Source organism: Halomonas piscis (genome assembly GCF_031886125.1).
GTDB classification, from domain to species: domain Bacteria; phylum Pseudomonadota; class Gammaproteobacteria; order Pseudomonadales; family Halomonadaceae; genus Vreelandella; species Vreelandella piscis.
The window spans coordinates 1214494-1234434 of record NZ_CP119391.1 but is presented as its reverse complement, the minus strand read 5'-3'; the positions used below and the strand labels follow the sequence as shown (position 1 = coordinate 1234434).

Genomic DNA, 19941 nt, shown 5'->3' with positions numbered 1-19941 from the left:
TCGCCGCCGGCGTTGCCCGCCTGCCCGGCCTTACGCTTTGCCCCGGGCGCGACCTTGAGGCGCTCGGGCTTTTTGCGTCGCTGTGGGCCTACGGCGTCGCGCTGCTGCGCCGGGCGCCGCCGCCGGCCGAGGCGTCGCCTTTCGCCGCGGTCAACAAGCCGCCATCCCCCAGCTGCCCGCTGCCGAGCGCCCCCACGTGGTGCTGGTACAGAACGAATCGTTTTCCGACCCGCGGACCTGGTGTTCCGACGTGGCTCAAGGCGTCCTCTCCCACTGGGACGACACCCGCCGCCGGGCCCTTCAGCACGGCCTGCTTGGCGTCCCCGCCTGGGGCGCCAACACCGTCCGCACCGAGTGCGCCGTGCTCACAGGCCTGGCCCCGGCCGACTGGGGCATTCACCAGTTCAACCCCTACCGGTCGCTTTCGCGCCGCGCGTTTCCCAGCCTTGCCGCCGCATTCCGGGAGGCCGGCTATCGCACCGTTTGCCTGCACCCCTACCCGGCACGCTTTTACTCCCGCCACCGGGTGATGCCCCATCTGGGGTTTGATACCTTCATCGACGACCAGGCGTTCAGCGCGGCAGACAAAAACGGCCAGTACATCGGCGACGCCGCCGTGGCCCGAAAAATCTCGCAGCTGCTTGCCGAGCCTGACGAGAGGCCGCTGTTCATTTTTGTCATCACCATGGAAAACCATGGCCCGCTGGGGCTGGAGCCGCCCCGGCGCGATCTGCTGGCCGACACCCTGCCCGGGGCCGGCTGGCCACTGCCCGAGCATCAGCGCCACCTTGCGGTATATCTGCGCCATCTGCGCGAAGCGGACGCCATGCTCGGCGCACTCAAGCGGGCGCTTGGGCAAGCCCCGCGACCCGGTCTTCTCGGCTTTTACGGCGACCACGTGCCCATTCTGCCCGAGGCCTACGCCTACTACTCGCGACCCGCCGGCGAGTCGCCGTATATGATATGGTCAACCCGGCAAACGTCCGCGATAGATGCCGCCCCCACCCGGCTGGCGGCACACGAGCTTGGCCGCGCGCTGCTCCGGCACGCAGGCGCCGGCTGAGCTCCCGTCACCGCTTACGGCCACGGCGCTACCAATAACGTCGCCACCATCTCCATAACGTCACTATCGAGAACGATTTATGAAAAAACGCGTTGCCATTATTGGCGCCGCTTATCGCTTCCCCGGCTCCGCTTCGGCTACGTTCTGGCAGGCCCTGCAAGACGGCAAGGATCTCGTCACAAGGGTCGCCCCCGAGCGCTGGAGTCAGGAAGCTTTTTGGCACCCTGACCGCCGCCACCCCGGCACCAGCGTCAGCTTTGCCGCCGGCAGCCTGGGCGACGTCAGTGGCTTTGACGCGGCGTTTTTCGGTATTTCTCCCCGGGAAGCGGCCCACATGGACCCGCAGCAGCGCATTATGCTCGAGCTTGCCTGGGAGGGCTTTGAAGACGCGGGCATCCCGCCCTCCGCTCTGCGCGGCAGCCAGTGCGGCGTCTATCTGGGGGTGGCCAGCCTAGACTACGCCTACCGCATGACCGACGACCTCTCCGCGCTGGAGGCCTCGTCGGCCACGGGCAACACGGCGAGCATTGTCGCCAACCGTCTCTCCTGGTATGGATTGACCCGTCAAGGGGTCGGTTGACTCTGCTACGTGTGATTGTCCTCAATGCCTACGGATCAGGAAGCGAGGGGCTATCAGCGACGGTGGATCTCTCTGGTATTCGTGGGTTGGTTACCGACCTGTCATCACTTCGTCGCGGAGCTACCCTGGTCTACGAGCGAGGGTCACCCCGCCCCGCAGGGCGGGGGCCTCATAGGAGCGTCAGGGGTTCTCCCACCGGCCCGACGCTCCCTGAATCGTAGGCACTGAGGCGCGATCATCATGCGGTGGCCCGGCTGCCGTGCGGTTTGCCCATCGCTTCGCAGGCAATCGCCCACAGGAAGCCGGCCATTTCTCGCGCCACCGCCGTGGTGACTTGCTGCTTGGCCTTGCCCGTGGCAGCCAGGCGGCGGTAGCGCCCGCACAGTCGCTTCTGCGCCTCCCAGGCGATCGCCTGCACCGTTGGCGAGGTCTTCTCGGCGCGCTGCTCAATAATGCGCGTCTTGCGGGCCGGGAACCGGTAGCTCCAGGCCGCCTCCACCAGCACTCGTCGCACATGGCCGTTGCCGGTCTTGGTGATGCCGCCCTGGCGCCGACTGCCCCCGCTCGAGTGCTCGCTGGGCACCAGGCCCAGGTAGGCCATCAGCTGGCGGGGCGAGTCGAAGCGACTGATGTCACCCAGCTCGGCCAGCACCGTCATCGCCGTGATCAGGCTCACGCCCCGCATCGCCTGAACGGCCTCGACCACCGGAGCCAGTGACCAGTTTGGTAACACCGCTCTCATCTGTTTTTCGAGACCCGCCACACGGCGCTGGGCATCTTTCACGTTGTCGACGTACTCCTGCAACACAACCTGCTGAACCGGGGTGTCGAAGCGCACCGTCTCCAGCCAGCGGAAGTGTGCCGGTATCCACTTGCTCTTGCCGGGGTAGATCTTGCTGTGCCGCAACAAGAAGGCGTTGAGTCGCTGTCGGGCGCGGAGCTCAGCGGCTTTCATGTCTTCCCGGGCACGCGTCAGATCGCGAATCGCCTCCTGTTCCGGCGTTGGCACCCAGACCGGTGTCAGCTCTCCTGAGCGCGACAGGCGAGCCAGCATCTTGGCATCGCGACGGTCGGTCTTGATGCGATCCCCTGCGCGCTGAGGAATCAGCGTCGGGGCAACGACCTCGCAATCATGGCCGCTGGCCTGAATCTGGTGATAGACCCCGTAGCCACAGGGGCCAGCCTCGTAGCTGAATAACAACGGCTGCCCATCGAAACGCTGACTCAGCTGACGAACCAGCTTATCGATGGCCTGAGGCTCGTTCGGAATTTCGCCGCGGAACTCGGGAGCTTGGCGTCCGGCCTCGGCGATTGCCACGGAGATACTCGCCTTGTGCACGTCCAGGCCAATATAAGCGGCGTGGACGTTGCTGGCAGCACTAACCCGCTGGGCAACCAGGGCTATCGCAGTTAGATAAGCAGTCATCCATAGACACGCAGCCCACGCCATAGGCACTCTGACCAGTATCCCTTCTGTGCCGGCATCAAGGAGTGATATGGCATCTGTCACCAGCTGCTTTTCTGATCTGCCCGATCCCAGGGGCACCAACGCCCGTCACGAGCTTGATGAGATCCTGTTCATTGCCTTGTGTGCGGTCCTCTGCGGGGCGGAGGACTGTTCAGATATGGCGTTGTTCGGGCAGTCAAAGGAAGCGTTCCTGCGCCGTTTCCTGTCGCTGCCCCATGGTATCCCCAGCCATGACACGTTCAGCCGGGTCTTTCGCCACCTGGATCCGGCGGCCTTTCACGACCATTTTCTCTCCTTCATGTCACGCTTCGCGGAACAGGTAGAAGGAGTCGTCGCGGTGGATGGCAAGACACTCCGGCGCTCCTACGATCGAGCGGCAGCGAAGTCGCCGCTCCACCTTGTCAGCGTCTGGGCCGCCGATCAGCGCCTGGTGTTGGGCCAGCGCGCCGTCGATGAAAAATCCAACGAGATCACGGCGGTACCGGAGCTGCTCAAGCTTCTGTCTCTCTCTGGCGTGACGGTGACGGCCGACGCCATGCATTGCCAGCGGGCCCTTTCCCAGCAGATTACGGAGGAAGGCGGGCACTATGCCCTGGCGGTCAAAGACAACCAGAGGGCTTTGCTCGACGACGTTCAATTCATGATGGAGACAGCAAGCGCCGGTGAGCCCCACGTTGACAGCGGTCATGGCCGTGTCGAGTCACGCCAGGCGACGGTGATCACCGATATTGACTGGCTGCAGAGCGCCCATCAGTGGCCAGGCCTGAAGGCCGTGGGGCGCATCACTCGCCGCCGTGAGCTGGCTGAGCAGGCCACAGAGGAGACCGCCGACTACCTGCTGAGCGATGCGCTGTCACCAGATCAGCTCATTGAGGTAACACGCCAGCACTGGGGCATCGAGAATCGCCTTCACTGGGTGCTCGACGTCACGATGCAGGAAGACCAGAACCGGAGCCGGCGTGGGCACAGTGCCGAAAACCTGGCGTTGCTACGTCGACTGGCGCTTAACGTCGCCAAACTGGAGCCTTCCAAGGGCTCAATGAAAGGCAAGCGGAAACAAGCAGGCTGGAACGACGACTACCTATTGGCGCTCATCCGGCAGTTCGCTCAACTGCGATAGCCCTGGCTGGGCAACAGTGCGCTCGACAATAGCTGGCTGAGTTGCGTTAGACTGTTTCATGACCTGCCTCCCTCAATAGTGGCTCTGTGTTGTTGCCCTACCTCAACATAACCCACGACGTTGAGGTGGGGCAGGTCAATCCATGATGTCTACGTGTTCGACCTTCACGGCCCGAGCTTTACCCTGGACACCGCCTGCTCCTCCTCGCTGGTGGCGTTTCACCAGGCCTGCCAGGCCATCGGCAACGGCGACATTCCCATGGCCGTCACCGGCGGCATCAGCCTGCACCTGCACCCGTTCGGCTTTTTGATCTTCTCCAAGGCCGGCATGCTCTCCGACGCCGGGCGCTGCCGGGTCTTCGATAAAGACGGCGACGGCTACGTGCGCTCCGAAGGCGGCGGGCTCTTCGTTCTGAAAGACTATGACCAGGCCGTCGCCGACAACGACCGCATCCTCGCCGTGGTCGCCGGCTCGGCGGTCAACACCGACGGCCACAAAAACGGCCTGACGGTGCCCAACCCCAAAGCCCAGGCGGAGCTGATGCGCCGGGCGTACCGCCAGGCAGGCATCGCCCCGGACGAGATCGACTATCTCGAAGCCCACGGGACGGGCACCGCCGTGGGGGATCCCATCGAGGCGCGGGCCATTGGCGAGGCGCTGGCTCAACAGCGCCGCCGGCCGCTGCCCATTGGCTCGGTCAAGAGCAACCTTGGCCACCTGGAAACCGCCTCGGGCGTCGCCGGCATGGCCAAGGCGCTCTACAGCCTGAAGCATCGCCGGGTGCCGGCCACCATCGGCATCAAAGAGCTCAACCCGGCGATTCGCGTCCGCGACTGGAACCTGGATATCGTCACCGCGGCCCGGCCGCTTAAGCCCCGGGGCGAGCTGACCGTCGGCGTCAACTCCTTCGGCTTTGGCGGCGCCAACGCCCACGTGATTTTGCGCAGCGCCCCCGCCACGCCGGCAGCCGCCGATGAAAACGCGCCCGCCGCCGAGCCCCAAACGGCGCTGCCCGTACGCGTGACGGCCCGCAGCCAGGCAGCGCTCGCCGCCAACGCCGAGCGCCTGGCCGAAACGCTGCGCCGCTCGCCGGACGCCTTTTACGATATCGCCTATTCGCTGAGCCACCATCGCGAGCACCTGACCCACGGCGCGCTGTGCTTTGCCCCTGGCGCCGAAGAAGCGGCCGCTGCCCTTGGCCGGCTGGCCGCCGGCGACACCGCCGGCGTGGTGACCGGCGAGCGCCAGGAAGCCCCCGCCGGCCCGGTGTTCGTGTACTCGGGCAACGGCTGCCAGTGGGCCGCCATGGGCCGCGACCTTCTGGCCCACGACGCCGTATTCGGCGAACACTTCGACCGCGTCGACGCACTGTTTCAGCCGCACGCGGGCTTTTCCCTGCGCGCCGAGCTGGAAGGCCGTAACGACGGCCAGGGCGAAGGCAGCCAGCGCCTGGACCATACCGATATCGCCCAGCCTGCTCTCTTTGCGCTCCAGGTCGCGCTGACCGAGTGGCTTGCGCACCAGGGCGTCGAGCCCGCTGCCGTCACGGGCCACAGCGTCGGCGAAGTGGCCGCCGCCTGGGCCGCCGGCGCGCTGAGCCTCGCCGATGCGGTCCGGGTCATTTACCTGCGCAGCCACTACCAAGAGACCACCCGGGGCACGGGGGCCATGGCCGCGGTGGCCCTGGGCGCCGAGGCCATACGCGAGTGGCTTGACGACCCCGAATTCAGCGCCGTGGCCCTGGCCGGCATCAACAGCCCCAAGGGGGTCACGCTCGCCGGCCCGGCCGACGCGCTCAAGGTGCTCGAGCAGCGCCTCCACGACGGCGGCATCGTGGCCCGACGGCTGCCGCTGGACTACGCCTTTCACAGCGCGGCCATGGACCCCACCCGCGAAGGCCTGCTCCGGGCGCTGGACGGCCTTGCTCCCGGCGCAACGCGGCTGCCGTTCATCTCCACCGTGACCGGCGAGGCGCTGGCCGGCACCGCGCTGGATGCCCGCTACTGGTGGCACAACATCCGCCGGCCGGTGCTGTTTCATTCGGCCGCGGCAAGCCTGGTGCCGCAGGGCTACAACGTTTTTGTCGAGGTGGGCGCGCACCCGATCCTGCGCCGCTACCTCAGCGATGCGCTGCACGAGCAGCAGCAGAGCGGCCAGGTCATCGCCACCCTGGTACGCCAAGCAGACGGCCCCCTGGCGCTGCGGGAGAGCCTGGGCAAGCTGCTGCTAAGCGGCAGCGTGCCGGATACCCGGCGCTTTTTCCCCGTCCCGGGGAAAAGCGTCGCGCTGCCGCACTACGCCTGGCAGCGAACGTCCCACTGGGTTGCCGATACCGCGGACAGCCTGGGGCAGCTCAAGCGCTACTATCAACATCCGCTGCTGGGCTACCCGCTTGCTCAGCAGGACAACGCCCGGGAAAGCCAGCTCGATACCCAGCGCCTCCCCTGGCTTGCCGGCCACGTGGTCGGCGAAGGCGCCGTCTTCCCCGGGGCCGGCTTTGTCGAACTGGCGCTGGCGGCCGCCTGGCAGCAGGCGCCGTCGTCGCCGCTCGACGTGGAAGCGCTCGACATCCTCGCGCCGCTGCTGCTGGACGGCGCCCACGGCCGCACGCTGCGGCTGCGCCTGGACCCGGCGGACGGCCGCCTGCACATCGCCTCCCGGGAGCCGGCAAGCGGCCGGGAATGGCAGCGCCACGCCGTTGCCCGGCGCCTGCAGGAAAGCCGCGGCTCGCTGCTCAGGCACCGCGCTCCCGCGCTTCCCGCTCGCGCCCCGGACTTCACCCGCGCCGACCACCTGGCCCTGGCTGAACGCCTGGGGCTTCACTACGAGGGCGCCTTCCGGGCGCTTGGCCATGGCTGGGTGGAAGGCGACAGCGTCATCGGCGAGCTGGACCCTGACGACGCCACGCGCGCCCAGCAGGAGAGCCTTCACCTGCACCCGGGCCTTCTGGACAGCGCCTTTCAGCTGTTCATTCCCCTGCTCGCCGAGCACCACGACGCCGAGACGCCGCTGGCCTTTGTGCCGGTGCGCATCGAGCGCGTTCAACTGAACCCGGAGGCCGGCACGCCGGTGCTCGCCCAGGCGGTGATGCGCCGCCGCTCGCCGCACTCCTTCAGCGCCGATTTTTGGCTGTTCGATGCCCGGGGCAACGCCGTCGCTGCGGCAAGCGAAGCGCGCTTCAAGGCCGTGCGCCTGACGCGCGCGGCCGGGGCGGCGATCCGCTATCTGGATGTCGCGCTCACCCCGGCGCCGCTGGCCGCCGCGCCGCCTCCCCTAGACGAGGCCGCCCTGGCTCAGCTGCTCGCCCTGGGCACGACCTACGCCGAACGCACGGGCAGCCGCTACGCCCGCGAGGTCGCGCCGCTGCTGGACAGCCTGAGCGACGCCTTTTCCAGCGGAGGGCTGCTTCTTGAAGGCGAAGACGAAGCGCTGCCGCCCGAGGCCGTCTGGCAGCTGCTGGTACGCGACTACCCCGGCTACTTTGCCCTGACCCAGCTGGTGGGGCGGCTGGGCCTCAACCGCCAGGCCCTGGCGCGCGGCACCCGGACGCTGGAATCCCTGGATATTAGCCGGGATCAGCTCAGCCGGCTCAACGCGGCTATCCCCGGCGAGCCTGGCTGGCAGGCCCTGAGCGAGGCGCTGGAGTTTCTGATCCGGGAAGCGCTTGCTTCCCTGCCCCGGGGCCAGCGGCTGACCCTGCTCGAAGCCGGGCCCTGCGCGCCGCTTCTCGGCCAGCGCCTGCTGGCGCGCTTGCCCACGGCCTCCGCCGACTGGCACTACCGCGCCGTCACCACCCACGACAGCGCCCGCCACCAGGCCCAGCAGCTGCAGGAGCGCTTTCCGCTGATCGACCAGCACGCGCTGGACGACACGGGCGCCGACGATCTTCCTCTGCTGGCGCCGGCGCAGCGGGCCCGGCTGGCGCTTGTGAGCATCGATGTGACTCGCCCCGAAGCCAGCCGCCAGCTGATCGCCCGGCTGCCAGCCCTATTCAGGCGATCTGCACGTGGTGGATATGGCGGCCGGCGATTACGCCCCGGCCGAGCGCTGCCTGCGCGCCCGCCGGTGGATGCTGGCGCTTGAGGCCCTGGCGGAAAGCGATGCGGCTCCCCCGACGCTGTGGCTTGCCACCCGGGGCGTGGCCGCCCTCTGGGAGGAAAGCCACCCGGCCGAGGCCGACCCGGCACCGGCGGCCCCAAACGACGCCGCGCTCTGGGGCTTTGGCCGCACCCTGGCCAACGAGGCTCAGGGCCAGCGCGTCATGCTGCTCGACCTGCCCGCCGCCCTGACCGCCGACGCCGTGACGACCTGCGCCGCCACGCTGCTCCGCCCGGACGACGACAACGAGCTGGCGATTACCGCCGACGGCGCGCGCTTTGCCACCCGCCTGCGCACGCAGCCGTCGCCCGAGCGGGCGCGCCCCGGCGCGGCGCCCGCTTCTCGCCAGGCCACGACGCTCGGCTTTGAGCTGCCCGGCCAGCTGCGCAATCTGGCGTGGCGGTCGCGGACGCTTCCCGAGCCGGGGGCCAACGACGTCGAGGTGCGGGTCAAGGCCACCGGCCTCAACTTCCGCGACGTCATGTATACCCTGGGGCTGCTCGCCGACGAGGCCATCGAAAACGGCTTTGCCGGGCCGACCCTGGGGCTCGAGTTTGCCGGCGAAGTCGCCCGCGTGGGCGCGGACGTCACCGACCTCTCCCCCGGCCAGGCCGTGGTCGGCTTCGGCCCGTCGAGCTTCAGCGACCGGCTCATCGCCCGGCGCGCAAGCGTTGCCCCCCTGCCCGAGCACCTCGACCACGCCGCGGCGGCCACGATTCCCACCGCGTTTTTCACCGTGTACTACGCGCTCAAGCACCTGGCGCGCCTGGAACCCGGCGAAAGAGTCCTGATCCACGGCGCCGCCGGCGGCGTGGGCATTGCCGCGGTGCAGATTGCCCGCTGGCTGGGCGCAGAGATTTACGCCACGGCGGGCTCTCCGGACAAGCACGACTTCCTGGAGCTGGCGGGCGTCACCCGGCGCTACGACTCGCGCTCGCTCACCTTTGCCGAAGCCATTCTGGAAGACACCCGGGGCGAAGGCGTGGACGTGGTGCTCAACTCGCTGGCCGGCGAAGCGATCAGCCAGAACCTGCGGGTGCTGCGCCCCTTCGGCCGCTTTCTGGAACTTGGCAAGCGCGATTTCTACGACGACACCCGGGTCGGCCTGCGGCCGTTTCGCAACAACCTGAGCTACTTCGGGATCGATTCGGACCAGCTGATGCAGCTCAAGCCCGAGCTGACCCGGCGGCTGTTCAACGAAGTGATGGCGCTGTTCAACGACGGCACGCTGCACCCGCTGCCGTATACCCGCTTTGCCCAGTCCCAGGTGGTGGACGCCTTCCGCTACATGCAGCAGGCCCGGCAAATCGGCAAGGTCGTGGTTACCTACGACGAGCAGGCGCCAACGCCCGCCGGCCAGGCCCCTGCGGATCGGCCCCCCGCTTCGCTCGAGCTCAGGGCCGATGCCAGCTACCTGGTCACCGGCGGCCTGTCGGGCTTTGGCCTGAAAACGGCGCAGTGGCTCGTCGACAAGGGCGCGCGGCGGCTGATATTGCTCAGCCGCCGCGGTCCGCAAAGCGAAGAGGCGCAAAGCGCCCTGGCGGCGCTGGCCCGTCGGGGCGTCGAGGTGCTCGCCGAGGCCTGCGACGTCACCTGCCGCAAGGCGCTCGCCCGGGTCATCCAGCGCGGCCGGGACGAGCTCGGCCCGCTGGCCGGCGTCGTCCACGCCGCCACGGTGATCGATGACGGCCTCATCCGCCATCTGGAAGCCGAGACGCTCAGCGCCGTGCTCGCGCCCAAGATCGACGGCGCCCGGCATCTGGACGCCCTGACGCGCGCTCTGCCGCTGGATTTCTTCGTGGTGTACTCGTCGGCGACCACGCTGTTCGGCAACCCCGGGCAGGCAAGCTACGTGGCCGCCAACCACTGGCTGGAAGGCCTGGTGGCCGCCCGCCGGCAGGCCGGCCTGCCGGCCACCGGCGTCCGCTGGGGCGCCATCGAAGACGTCGGCTTTCTCGCGCGCAACGCCCGCACCCGGGACGCGCTGCAGGAGCGCCTGGGCGGCCAGGCGCTCCACTCCGACGAGGCCCTGGCGGTACTCGAGCGCATGCTGCTGGCCGACAGCGCCGGCCTTGGCGTGCTGGAGCTGGACTGGGGCGCGCTCTCCCGCTTTTTGCCCACCGCAGGGGCCGCGCGCTTTGACGAGCTCTCCCGCACCGGGGAAGATGCCTCCGGTCAGGAGGCGCGGGAAGACATCGGCGCTCTGCTGCTGACGCTTCCGCCGGAGGAGCAGTACGCCACCCTGGTGGCGGTGCTGCGCGCCGAGCTTGCCGGCATTTTGCTGCTTGACGAAAGCGATATCGACGTCGATCGTTCCGTTTACGACATGGGCTTTGATTCGCTCATGGGCGTCGAGCTGATGACCGCGCTGGAAAGCCGGCTGGGCGTTCAGCTGCCGGTGATGGTGCTGGGCGAGGCCTCGACGGTTGGCCGGCTGGCCACGGTGTTACAGCATAAGGTGCAGCAAAAAGGCGACGGCGAAGCCACCGCGGCAAACGCTCATGACCTGGAGACCCTGGCCGAGCGCCACGGCGTCGCTACGCTCCCAGCGCCCGACAACGGCCTGACATCCTCTGATTAACGGGCACGCAACATGGACGATTCGACGCTGAAACAGAAGCTGCTGGCCCAGGCCAAGCGCCGCTCGTCGGCGCGCGCCGCCGAGACGGCCGGGCAGGCTCCCCCGGGCCAGGCCGCCGACGGCAGGCCCGCGACGGGCAGCGCCGGCAGCTGGACCGATTTCACCGCCCATCCCGGCTACCGCCACCTGGCCCTCATGCGCCAGGGCGCCAGCCGGCTGGGGCTCACGGACCCGTTTTTCAAGGTGCACGAAGGCACCGCCGGCGCCACCAGCACGCTCGAGGGCCGGACGTTCATCAACTTTGCCAGCTATAACTACCTGGGCTACTCCGGCGACCCTCGGGTCAACCAGGCGGCCCGGGACGCCGTGGAGCGCTACGGCACCTCGGTATCCGCCAGCCGCGCGGTGTCCGGGGAACGCCCCATTCATCAGGCGCTGGAGCAGGCCCTGGCCGAGGCTTACGAGGCCGAGGATGCGGTCGCCTTTGTCAGCGGCCACGCCACCAACGTCTCGACCCTTGGCTACCTGCTCGGCCCCAGGGACCTGGTGCTCCACGACGAGTACATCCACAACAGCGCCCTGGTCGGCACCCAGCTCTCCGGCGCCAAACGCATGCCCTTCCCGCACAACGACGCCGAGCGCCTTGACGCGCTGCTCGAGCGCCATCGCCACCGTTTCGAGCGCGTGCTGATCATCATCGAAGGGCTTTACAGCATGGATGGCGACGCCCCGGACCTTGACCGCTTCGTGGCGCTGAAGCAGCGCCACGACGCCTGGCTGATGGTCGACGAGGCGCACGCCCTGGGCGTGCTGGGCGAGCGCGGCCGCGGCCTTTACGAGCACTGCGGCACCTCGCCCGGCGACGTCGACATCTGGATGGGTACCCTGAGCAAGACGCTGGCCGGCTGCGGGGGCTACATTGCCGGCACCCGGCCGCTGGTCGAGATACTGCGCTATTTTGCCCCGGGCTTTCTCTACAGCGTGGGCATGCCGGCTCAGGTAGCCGCCCCGGCGCTCAGGGCGCTCGAGCTGATGCGCGCCGAGCCCGAGCGGGTGGCCCGGCTGCACGCTGTTTCGGCCTACTTTCTGGCCCAGGCGCAACGGCGCGGGCTGGATACCGGCTACAGCATCGGCGCGGCCGTGGTCCCCGTCATCGTCGGCAACTCCCCCCTGGCCACCCGGCTGTGCCAGGCGCTTTACGACCGGGGTATCAACGTTCAGCCAATCGTGTATCCTGCCGTCCCGGAGAACAGCGCCCGGCTGCGTTTCTTTCTCTCTTGCGACCATACCCAGGAGCAGATCGACCGCACGCTGGACGTTGTCCATCAGCAGCTCGACGGCACCGGCACGCTACGCTGAATTCAACAAGGACGGTGAGAGGAGACGGCTCATGTGCGACGATACTCGGTCATCCAACGCCCCAAAGGCCGCCTGGTACGTCATTCAATGCAAGGCCGGCGAATCCTTTCGCGCCGCCGAGCATCTGTCCTACCAGGGCTATCGGATTTTCCATCCGGTGCTTGAACGCAAGCGCCGCCGGCGGGGCAAGCTGACCGCGGTGTGCGAGCCGCTGTTTCCGTTTTATCTGTTTATCCGGCTCGATCAGATCAACAGCAACTGGCGCCCGATCCGCTCCACCCGGGGGGTGCTACGCATTGTCAGCTTCGGCCATATACCCGCCGCCGTGCCGGACGCCCTGGTCGAGCAGCTGGCCATCGCACCCCACGACGCCGACGGCCCCCACAGCCGCTTTGCCGCCGGCGACCACGTCAATCTTGCCGACGGGCCGTTCAAAGGCCTGGACGCCGTCTTCCAGTACGCCAAGGGCACCGAGCGCGCCGTGGTATTGCTCAACATGCTGCAGCAGCAGCGCCCGGTCGAAGTGCCCAGCGACCACCTGATTCCCTAGGCACCATCGCACCACCTCCCAGGCGGCATCGCCAGGAGCGAAGCGACGTGGCGATCTCCTTGCTGTGCCGCTGGCAGGCAAACCCGAGATGGCCACGCTTCGCTCGCCATGACACAGGGAGTAAAGTGCTTCGCTCGCCATGGAGTAGTGGGCGTGCTTTCTTTCCCACTACTGTCATCGCCAGGAGCGAAGCGACGTGGCGATCTCCTTGCTGTGCCGCTGGCAGGCAAACCCGAGATGGCCACGCTTCGCTCGCCATGACGCCGGGAGTAAAGTGCTTCGCTCGCCATGGAGTAGTGGGCGTGCTTTCTTTCCCACTACTGTCATCGCGAGGAGCGAAGCGACGTGGCGATCTCCTTGCTGTGCCACTGGCAGGCAAACCCGAGATGGCCACGCTTCGCTCGCCATGACGCCGGGAGTAAAGTACTTCGCTCGCCATGGAGTAGTGGGCGTGCGCTCTGTCCCACTACTGTCGTCGCGAGGAGCGAAGCGACGTGGCGATCTCCTTGCTGTGCCACTGGCAGGCAAACCCGAGATGGCCACGCTTCGCTCGCCATGACGCCGGGAGTAAAGTGCTTCGCTCGCCATGACACAGGAAGTAAAGTGCTTCGCTCGCCATGACACAGGAAGTAATGTGCTTCGCTCGCCATGACACAGGAAGTAAAGTGCCTCGCTCGCCATGACCCAGGGAGTCAAGTACTTCACTCGCCATGGAGTAGTGGGCGTGCGCTCTTTCCCACTACTGTCGTCGCGAGGAGCGAAGCGACGTGGCGATCTCCTTGCTGTGCCCTCTTCTACCGCCCCCAGACCACAAAGTGCGGGTTCAGCGTCTGCTCGGGGTTGGCGTAGTTGAGCGGCGTGCCGTCCAGCTGGGCGACGCTGCCGCCGGCCTGCTCCACCACGGCCTGGGCAGCGCCGGTGTCCCACAGCGAGGTCGGCCCCAGGCGCGGGTAGGCATCCGCCTTGCCTTCTGCCACCAGGCAGAACTTGAGCGAACTGCCCATGGACTGCATCTCGTGTCTGCCCAGCCTGTTGAGCCAGGACTGCAGTGCCCGGCTGGGGTGCGAGCGGCTGCCGACCACGCGCCAGGTCTCGCCGGGGGCCGGCTTGGTCGCGGCATGAATACGCTGGCGCGTGCCGTCGGCTTTTCTTTTATACGCGCCCAGCCCCAGCGCGGCCGCGTAGGCGACCTGCAGCGCCGGCGCTACCACCACGCCCAGCACCACGCGCCCCTGGGTAACCAGCGCGATGTTCACGGTAAACTCGCCGTTACGCTTGATGAACTCCTTGGTGCCGTCCAGCGGGTCCACCAGCCAGTAGCGGCCCTTGGCGTCCGGCCCGGCAAAGCCGTCCACGTCCTCCTCGGAAAGCACGGGAATGCCGTCCTGCCGCTCGGCCAGCTCCCGGACAATGATGTCGTGCGCTGCCTTGTCTGCTTCGGTCAGCGGGCTTTTGTCGTCCTTTTCTTCCACGCTGAAGTCGCGCGCGTAGATATCCATGATGGCGTTGCCTGCCCGGCGGGCAATGGCTTCAACCGACTCCAGCAATCTCTGGTCTACTATCTTCATCAGATTTTGCGCGGGATACCCGGTATTTTCAGTGCCGGGAGGGATAGCGCGTCGCCCGCAGGGCGACCTGTTACGCCACCGTCTGCCCCGCTCCTCCCTTTGGTTGAATGGATGAGGTGAGGCGGTAGCCGTAGCCATCACCGCGTTGGATCAGCAAGCAGTGCTTGTGCGAGATGCCTTGCACTGCCCCCTGCTCGGTCTGAATGTTGAAGCTGCCTGTTTTACGCACAGCGACACGGCCCGTATGGATGCCGGCCTTCTTGCCGGTGGGCACGATGGCTTTCACCATGTCGCCGGTCTGAAAACCGTGCACCTGCTTCTGCCGCATCAGATAGCCACGCGGGAAACCGTGCCGGGTCAATCGGGTGCGTTGATAGCTGCCGCGTCCGGTGGCCTTGATCGTCAGCGTCGGCACCTGCCAATGGTGCAGGGCGTCCATTGGGCCGACGCAGGCGGCGTCCAGGGCATGGGTCTTGGGAATGCCGAGGCGCTGGCGGTTGTACTTGGTGCGCCCGCCGCTACCTGCTGTCACCGGCAGACCGGTGGCCTTGAGAGCACCGAACAGCACCCAACGGGTCGCGTTGACGGCGCTGGCATCCCGCAACGGGCGCTTGAGCTCACGTTGCACGCGCTCCTGTCGAGCATCCGCCGACAGGTTGTTAGCCTTGAGTCGCTTCTTGAGCCCCTTGTCGGTGGTGAAGAAAGTGTCCAGCGTGCCGTTGCCCTTGCCCTGGTTGCAGGCGTGGCAGGCCAGCGTCAGGTTACTGACGCGGTGCGAGCCACCGTGAGCACGAGGTACCACATGCTCGACGTCCAGTGGGGTGTCGGTATCACCACAGTAGGCGCACTCGCGCCCCCACTTTTCCAGCAGGTATTCGCGCACCTCGTAGCCGAGCAGCGAGCCCTGCTGGTACTCGACACCGCTGATCTCCGGGTTGTCCAGCTTCTGCGTATCGAAGCGCACCAGCTCCTGACTGATGGCAGTGACCGGCGCCAGACGAGTCAGCCGGTTCACCCAAGCCGTGATGGTATCGACACGGTGCTGCAGGCTGGGAGCCAGCCAGCCCTTGGGTCGGGTGCGGTTGTTGAAGCGTGGCGCCCGGTAGCGCAGGTTCTGACGGCGACGACGGCGACGAAAGGCTCGGCGCTGCTCCAGCGCCTTGCGAATCTGAAAGCCACGATGGACAAGCTCGATCAGGCACAGCAGGTGACGATCCTCGGCATCCTCGCGCACTAACGCCAGCCCGGTGGTCTTGCTGCCGGGGTCGATGCCGAGTCGCAGCGGCTGGGTGTCACCCTCCACCCGATCCTTGAGCCGGATCGTGAACGGATAGCGCTTATGCACCACAGCGCGACCGCGTTCCCGCAACAACCGGGCGCGCTTCTCGCTGCACGGCATCAGGGGCCGTTTCTGTTTGTCCAATACGAAAACCGCCATGCGATTTTCTCCTGTATTAATGCCCTTACGGGCCTGGTGTCGCGGATCATTCGATCCGTCTCCCCTCGGGAATGTCGATAACCGGCTCCTGCCTGGCGGCAGCGATCAAGACCTTCGGCGTTTTACCTTGCGCCAGCATGATCCTGACCTTCCAGAGCCCGCCGCTGAGGAAGCACGGCGGGGTGGGTCTTGGCGACCTGTTACCAACGTAGCGGGTTGACTACCGCTTTCCCTGGTCAGCCGGGCTTGCTTTCACAAGCCTCTCCCTTCAGGGAAAGGTAGCTGACGTCAGATGCCTCGTCAGGTCCCCGAATCCGCCGGCATTGTCCTTCGCCGACGGCAGTTGCGTTGTCCCCCTTGCGGGGCTTTTTGCTTCTTCTACTGACTAGGGCCTGTTGACGTTTCACATTGGTAGCCATAAAAAGCCGCATGCCAAGGCCACCATGCTTTCGTAATTTCGTTTGAGCTTATCGTAGCGCGTCGCAATGGCGCGATACGGTTTCAATCGAGCAAAGGCATTCTCAACCAGATGCCGGTAGCGATATAACCCTCTGTCCAGATTGGCATTTCCTTTTTTCGAGTTACGCCTGCGTGGAATGACGGCAGCCATTCCTTTGGCTTCGACCTGCTCACGGATACGTTCACTGTCATAGCCTTTGTCAGCCACCAGCGCGTCACCTGCCGGCAAACCGTCAATCAATGCCTGGGCTTCCGTGCTGTCGTGCACTTCACCCCCGGTTATTCTGAAGGCGATCGGCAACCCATAAGCATCCACGGCCAAGTGGATCTTGCTGGTATTGCCTGCACGACTTTTGCCAATGGCTTCTGCATCTTCCGTGGCAGCCCCAGTGCTATCTTGGTGAGCCTTGACGTAGGAACCATCAATAAATAGCCACTCGACATCAGGATCTTCCACCAGAGAGATGAAAATCCTCATCAGCTTTCCACTCGCTGACCAGGCGTTGAAGCGCTTGTAGACCGTGTTCCAGGGGCCAAACGCCTCCGGTAGGTCCCGCCACGGGCAGCCGGTTCGCATCCGATAAAGGATGCCTTCCACCGTGGTACGCAGATCGGTCTTGTCATAAATACCTTGTTGAAGCAGGATAGATTTCAGCTTCGGCCAGTGTTCATCCGTGAGCATTTGTCGGGGCATGGCAGGCTTGCAGTTTGTTGGCTTAGGAACCTTTATTCTGTGAGCTTGCCCCTATCCTGCCAATACCCCTGCCATGAAACGTCAACAGACCCTAGCGTATCAGATCACGCTCGCGCAGCACGGCGATCACGGCGTCGGCCGCTTCTTCTTCGCTCATGCCGGCGGTGGGCAGGTGAATTTCCGGCGCCTCCGGCGCCTCGTAGTCCGAGTCGATGCCGGTAAAGTTCTTCAGCTCGCCGCGGCGGGCCTTGAGATACAGCCCCTTGGGATCCCGGGACTCGGCGACGTCCAGAGGCACGTCCACGTGTATCTCGATAAATTCGCCGTCGTCAAGCAAGTCCCGCGCCAGCTGGCGCTCATCGCGAAACGGCGAGATAAACGCCGACAGCACGATCAGCCCCGCATCCACCATCAGCTTGCCCACTTCGGCGACCCGGCGGATATTTTCCACGCGGTCGACATCGGTGAAGCCCAGGTCGCGGTTAAGGCCGTGGCGCACGTTATCGCCGTCCAGCAGATAGGTATGCTGCCCCTGGGCGTAAAGCCGCTTTTCCACGAGGTTGGCAATGCTCGACTTGCCCGCCCCCGACAGTCCGGTAAACCAGAGCACCGCCGGCTTCTGGTGCTTGGCGCTCGCGCGCGCCTGCTTGTTGATGTCCACGTGCTGCATGTGGATGTTATCGCTGCGCCGCAGGGCAAAATGCAGCATGCCCGCGCCCACGGTATTATTCGTCATTCGGTCGATGAGAATAAAGCCGCCGGTATCCTGGCTCTGCTCGAAGGCGTCGAAGGCAACCGCTTTATTCACGCTCAGGGTGCACACGCCGATGCCGTTCAGCTCCAGCTGCTTGCCCGCCGCGTGCTCCAGGGTGTTGACGTTGATCTGGTACTTGATGTCGGTCACGGTGGCCGACACCAGCTGGGTGCCCAGCTTCATCAGGTAGGGCCGGCCGGGCAGCAGCGGCTCGTCGTGCATCCATACCAGGGTGGTTTCAAACTGGTCGGCGGTGTGAGCCGGCTGATCCACCCCGGAAATCACGTCCCCGCGGGAAATGTCGATTTCGTCTTCCAGCAGCAGCGTCACCGACTGCCCGGCTACCGCTTCGTCCAGGTCGCCGTCGAAGGTATAAATCCGCGACACCCGGCTGCCGCTGCCCGAGGGCTGAACGCGAATGGCGTCGCCGGGCCTTACCAGCCCGCTGGTAATCATGCCGCTGAAGCCGCGAAAATCCAGGTCGGGGCGGTTGACCCACTGTACCGGCATGCGCAGCGGCGCCTGCTGCAGCGCTTCGTCCTCGATCTCGACGGTTTCCAGGTAGCCCATCAGCGTGGTGCCGTGGTACCAGGGCATGTTGGCGCTTTGCTCGGTGATGTTGTCGCCCTTGAGCGCCGACAGCGGAATAAAGGTGATGTTCTCGAGCCCCAGCTGCTCGGCAAAGGCGCGATACTCGTCGACGATGGCGTTATAGCGCTCTTCGGCGTAGTCCACCAGGTCCATCTTGTTGATCGCCACCGCCACGTGGCGCATTCCCATCAGCGCCATCAAAAAGCTGTGGCGCCGGGTCTGGGTCTGGATGCCGTAGCGGGCGTCGACCATTAGAATCGCCGCGTCGGCGGTCGAGGCGCCGGTCACCATGTTGCGGGTGTACTGCTCGTGCCCCGGGGTGTCGGCGACGATGAACTTGCGCTTGTCGGTGGAGAAAAACCGGTAGGCGACATCGATGGTGATGCCCTGCTCGCGCTCGGCGGCCAGGCCGTCGACCAGCAGCGCCAGGTCCAGCTCGTCGCCCTGGGTGCCGAACTTGCGGGAATCCGCCTCGATGGAAGCCAGCTGGTCTTCAAACAGCAGTTTGGACTCAAAAAGCAGCCGGCCGATCAGCGTACTCTTGCCGTCGTCCACGCTGCCGCAGGTAATAAATCGCAACAGGCCCTTGTGCTCGTGGGCCTTCAGGTACTGATCGATATCGTCGGCGATCAAGTTGGATGCATGCGCCATTAGAAATACCCCTCTTGCTTTTTCTTCTCCATGGACGCGGCGCTGTCGTTATCAATCACGCGGCCCTGGCGTTCTGACGTATGGGTGAGCAGCATTTCCTGAATGATGGCCGGCAGCGTATCGGCGTCGGACTCGATCGCTCCGGTTAGCGGATAGCAGCCCAGGGTGCGAAAGCGCACCTTGCGCATCATGGGCACTTCGCCGGGCTCCAGCGGCAGGCGTTCGTCGTCCACCATGATCAGCGTGCCGTCGCGTTCCACCACCGGTCGCTCGGCGGAATAGTAAAGCGGCACGATGGGAATGCCCTGCAGGTGGATATACTGCCAGATATCCAGCTCCGTCCAGTTGGATAGCGGAAACACGCGGATCGACTCGCCCTGGTGGCGGCGCGTGTTGAACAGTTTCCACAGCTCCGGGCGCTGGTTTTTGGGATCCCAGCGGTGCTGCGCGGTGCGAAAGGAAAATACCCGCTCCTTGGCGCGCGACTTTTCCTCGTCGCGCCGGGCGCCGCCAAACGCGGCGTCAAACCCGTACTTGTCCAGCGCCTGCTTGAGGCCTTCGGTCTTCATCACGTCGGTGTGAATGGCGGAGCCGTGGGTAAAGGGGTTGATGTCCTTCTCGATGCCCTCGGGGTTGACGTGGACCAGCAGCTCCATGCCGCTTTCCCTGGCCATCCGGTCGCGAAACTCGTACATGGCGCGGAACTTGTAGCGCGTATCCACGTGCAGCAGCGGAAACGGCGGCGGCGCCGGGGCGAAGGCCTTGCGTGCCAGGTGCAGCATCACCGCGCTGTCCTTGCCCACGGAATAGAGCATCACCGGATTTTCCGTCTCGGCGACCACCTCCCGCATGATCTGGATGCTTTCGGCTTCCAGCCGTTGTAAGTGGGTCAGCGATGTCATGTCATGGATTTCCTTGATTGATAAAGCGTTCTTCGCAGTCTGCTACACCAGGGCTATTGCCCCAG

14 protein-coding genes are annotated in these 19941 nt (G+C 65.9%); 8 read left to right on the top strand and 6 right to left on the bottom strand.

The genetic code is table 11. The features are described 5' to 3' along the window. Positions 1-82: 82 nt before the first annotated feature. Positions 83-1063 (top strand): LTA synthase family protein, encoded by a 981-nt coding sequence (locus P1P91_RS05810; RefSeq protein WP_311885160.1) that lies wholly within the window; start codon positions 83-85, stop codon positions 1061-1063. Positions 1064-1142: 79 nt separating this feature from the next. Further along, positions 1143-1643: a polyketide synthase gene (locus P1P91_RS05805; protein ID WP_311885159.1), complete on the top strand. Its 501-nt coding sequence runs from the start codon at positions 1143-1145 to the stop codon at positions 1641-1643. 238 nt (positions 1644-1881) lie between these two features. On the opposite strand, the gene P1P91_RS05800 is transcribed toward P1P91_RS05805, so the two are convergent. Then, positions 1882-3069 (bottom strand): IS110 family RNA-guided transposase, encoded by a 1188-nt coding sequence (locus P1P91_RS05800; protein ID WP_311885157.1) that lies wholly within the window; start codon positions 3067-3069, stop codon positions 1882-1884. Positions 3070-3139: 70 nt separating this feature from the next. On the opposite strand from P1P91_RS05800, the gene P1P91_RS05795 reads away from it, so the two are divergent. From P1P91_RS05795 to rfaH, 5 genes are all read left to right on the top strand, one after another. Further along, on the top strand, positions 3140-4231 hold the full coding sequence (locus tag P1P91_RS05795) for an ISAs1 family transposase (protein ID WP_311882482.1): 1092 nt from the start codon (positions 3140-3142) through the stop codon (positions 4229-4231). Between the two features lie 153 nt (positions 4232-4384). Next, positions 4385-8314, top strand: a complete 3930-nt coding sequence (locus P1P91_RS05790) for a type I polyketide synthase (protein ID WP_311885156.1) — start codon at positions 4385-4387, stop codon at positions 8312-8314. Further along, a complete protein-coding gene (locus P1P91_RS05785; protein WP_311885155.1) occupies positions 8247-10910 on the top strand; it encodes an SDR family NAD(P)-dependent oxidoreductase in 2664 nt (887 codons plus the stop codon). The genes P1P91_RS05790 and P1P91_RS05785 overlap by 68 nt, the downstream gene beginning before the upstream one ends. A gap of 12 nt (positions 10911-10922) precedes the next feature. Continuing rightward, the gene (locus P1P91_RS05780) at positions 10923-12269 is read left to right on the top strand and encodes an aminotransferase class I/II-fold pyridoxal phosphate-dependent enzyme (protein ID WP_311885154.1); all 1347 of its coding nucleotides are present in this window, start codon (positions 10923-10925) and stop codon (positions 12267-12269) included. Positions 12270-12300: 31 nt separating this feature from the next. Next, positions 12301-12819: a transcription/translation regulatory transformer protein RfaH gene (gene rfaH, locus P1P91_RS05775; RefSeq protein ID WP_311885153.1), complete on the top strand. Its 519-nt coding sequence runs from the start codon at positions 12301-12303 to the stop codon at positions 12817-12819. A 794-nt stretch (positions 12820-13613) separates the two neighbouring features. Here rfaH and cysQ read toward each other — a convergent pair. Next, complete coding sequence (gene cysQ, locus P1P91_RS05770) at positions 13614-14387, bottom strand: 3'(2'),5'-bisphosphate nucleotidase CysQ (protein WP_311885151.1); 774 nt, start codon at positions 14385-14387, stop codon at positions 13614-13616. Between the two features lie 70 nt (positions 14388-14457). Next, a complete protein-coding gene (gene iscB, locus P1P91_RS05765; RefSeq protein ID WP_311885150.1) occupies positions 14458-15825 on the bottom strand; it encodes an RNA-guided endonuclease IscB in 1368 nt (455 codons plus the stop codon). Positions 15826-15896: 71 nt separating this feature from the next. Between iscB and P1P91_RS05760 the strand changes: the two genes are divergently transcribed. Then, positions 15897-16037, top strand: a complete 141-nt coding sequence (locus tag P1P91_RS05760; RefSeq protein ID WP_311883962.1) for a hypothetical protein — start codon at positions 15897-15899, stop codon at positions 16035-16037. A gap of 191 nt (positions 16038-16228) precedes the next feature. Here P1P91_RS05760 and P1P91_RS05755 read toward each other — a convergent pair whose 3' ends face one another. The 3 genes from P1P91_RS05755 to cysD all read right to left on the bottom strand — a co-directional run bounded on the left by P1P91_RS05755 (position 16229) and on the right by cysD (position 19876). Continuing rightward, positions 16229-16978 (bottom strand): IS5 family transposase, encoded by a 750-nt coding sequence (locus tag P1P91_RS05755; protein ID WP_311881913.1) that lies wholly within the window; start codon positions 16976-16978, stop codon positions 16229-16231. A 91-nt stretch (positions 16979-17069) separates the two neighbouring features. Beyond that, a complete protein-coding gene (cysN, locus tag P1P91_RS05750) occupies positions 17070-18974 on the bottom strand; it encodes a sulfate adenylyltransferase subunit CysN (RefSeq protein ID WP_311885149.1) in 1905 nt (634 codons plus the stop codon). Continuing rightward, positions 18974-19876, bottom strand: coding sequence for a sulfate adenylyltransferase subunit CysD (cysD, locus tag P1P91_RS05745; protein WP_311885148.1), 903 nt, complete (start codon positions 19874-19876; stop codon positions 18974-18976). The genes cysN and cysD overlap by 1 nt, the downstream gene beginning before the upstream one ends. Positions 19877-19941 lie beyond the last annotated feature (65 nt).